The 2,258-nt window shown below is 43.0% G+C and carries 2 protein-coding genes and 1 tRNA gene; 1 reads left to right on the top strand and 2 read right to left on the bottom strand.

All coding sequences use genetic code 11. The features are described from left to right. Positions 1-4: 4 nt before the first annotated feature. Positions 5-81 (bottom strand) — tRNA-Pro (locus tag ABYK33_RS15440). 154 nt (positions 82-235) lie between these two features. Between ABYK33_RS15440 and ABYK33_RS15435 the strand changes: the two genes are divergently transcribed. After that, positions 236-1,705, top strand: a complete 1,470-nt coding sequence (locus ABYK33_RS15435) for an alanine/glycine:cation symporter family protein (protein ID WP_373034213.1) — start codon at positions 236-238, stop codon at positions 1,703-1,705. 48 nt (positions 1,706-1,753) lie between these two features. On the opposite strand, the gene ABYK33_RS15430 is transcribed toward ABYK33_RS15435, so the two are convergent. Continuing rightward, positions 1,754-2,258 (bottom strand): AIR synthase-related protein (locus tag ABYK33_RS15430; protein WP_373034211.1); only part of this gene is annotated, 505 nt, incomplete at its 5' end.

Raw genomic sequence — 2,258 nt, 5'->3', positions numbered from 1 at the left:
TAAATGGTCGGAGTGAAAGGACTCGAACCTTCGACCCCCTGGTCCCAAACCAGGTGCGCTACCAGACTGCGCTACACTCCGTTACCTTATAAAAAGGAACGCAATTATAGTCAAAAGGTTTCCATTTGTCAATAGATTTTAGAAAAAAATTAAAAAATATGCTTTTAATCCCTATATTAGAGGTACTTTAGGTGTGAATGAGTATAATAAATCCATCTACATGCCAGGGTAACATATGAACAGTATATTTGAACAAATTAATAGCCTCTTGGGCAACATTTTCTTCTTTGATGTCTTTTTTGGTAGCATAGAGGGAGCAAGTATGCCTTTCATTGTTGCATGGCTTATTGTGGGAGGGGTTATTCTAACCTTTCGTTTTGGCTTTATCAACGTACGAATGTTCTCCCACGCCTTTAAAATCATCACCGGCAAGTACAAAACTGCTGATGATGTAGGAGAAATCACCCCCTTTCAGTCTTTAACCACTGCACTCTCTGCAACCGTAGGACTTGGAAACATCGCTGGGGTTGCCATAGCCATTGCCATAGGGGGTCCGGGAGCTACATTCTGGATGATACTGGCAGGATTCTTTGGTATGACGCTCAAATTTACTGAAGTCACACTCGCACAGATCTATAGAGAAAAAAGACCTGATGGACGGATCATGGGTGGCGCCATGCAGTACCTTTCAAAAGGACTTGCCTCTAAAGGACATGTGAAACTTGGAAAAGTACTCGCTGTTATGTTTGCAGTGCTTGCCATCGGAGGGAGTTTGGGTGCGGGAAATGCTTTCCAGACTTCACAAGCCCTGGGTGCACTTACTGAACGTATTCCTTTCTTTGCATCCTACCCTATTGTATTCGGTCTCATTATGGCAACGATCGTAGGTTTTGTCATTATCGGTGGCATTAAGCGTATCGCCAGTACTGCAGAAAAGATCGTTCCTGCCATGGTCTTTATCTACCTGCTTGCATCCTTATGGATACTTATCACAAATGCTTCAGCAGTGCCTGATGCCATCTCAACCATCTTTCATGAAGCCTTTGCTCCTACTGCAGCAGCAGGCGGCCTGATAGGTGTACTTGTACAAGGCTTTAAGCGTGCCGCTTTTTCAAGTGAAGCAGGGATAGGATCTGCTGCTATCGTACACTCTACTGCCTCAGTAAAGTATCCTGTCAGACAAGGGATGGTTGCCCTCTATGAACCATTTATAGATACGATCGTAATCTGTAGTATGACAGCCCTTGTGATCGTTACCACTGGTGTCTACGATCCTAGCGGTGAATTTGCCAATCTAGTTGCTACCAAACAAGGTGCCGCACTCACTTCGGCAGCCTATGGGACCGTTATTTCATGGTTCCCTATTGTCTTGTCATTTTCCATCGTACTTTTCGCATTTTCCACGATGATCTCATGGTCTTATTACGGAGAGCGTTCTTGGACATATTTATTTGGTGAAAAATATACATTACTGTACAAACTGATCTTTGTATCCTTTACGGTCATGGCATCAGTAACCAGCGCTTCTACGCTGTTAGAGTTCTCTGATCTGCTCATCCTAGCCATGGCCTTACCAAACCTCATAGGGCTCTATATGCTGCAAGGAGATGTATACAATAACCTAAAAGCGTATCTTGCAAAATGGAAAAGTGGGGAATTGGATAGAGAGTGTATAGAAAAAGGGGTCTGTGTACCCAAGGAGTAAAAGAGATGTAAATCACATCTCTTCTGTTTTAAAAGCTAAGAGGATGGATTAAACCATCTCTACACCCTTTTCACCATGCGCAAGGGCACCGATGACATAACCGTCTGTATTTGCAAGTACTGCATCTACATTTTCAGGTTCTACAACCCATACCATTCCTACACCCATGTTAAAGGCTCTGTACATTTCTTCTTCTTCAACATACTGACCCATAAATTCAAAGATCGGCAATACTCTGATGCTGTCCTTGTTTACAATGGCTCTCATACCCTCTGGAAGGACTCTAGGAAGGTTTTCTACGATTCCCCCACCTGTGATGTGGGCTAAAGCTTTTACATACTGTTTATTGGCTTTATACTCTTTCACGTAGATACGTGTCGGTTCAAGTAAAGTCTCTACAAGTGGTTTACCTTCAAACTCAGTCTCAAGGCTCATACCTAACTTATCAAAGAAAAGTTTTCTTACCAATGAATATCCGTTTGAGTGTACTCCGGAACTTGGCATAGCGATGAGGATCTGACCCTCTTTCACATTGGCTACAGTATCCATCTCT

The organism is Sulfurovum sp. (assembly GCF_041562805.1).
GTDB lineage: Bacteria > Campylobacterota > Campylobacteria > Campylobacterales > Sulfurovaceae > Sulfurovum.
The sequence above is the reverse complement of the archived record's forward strand: the minus strand, read 5'-3'. Positions and strand labels throughout refer to the sequence as shown.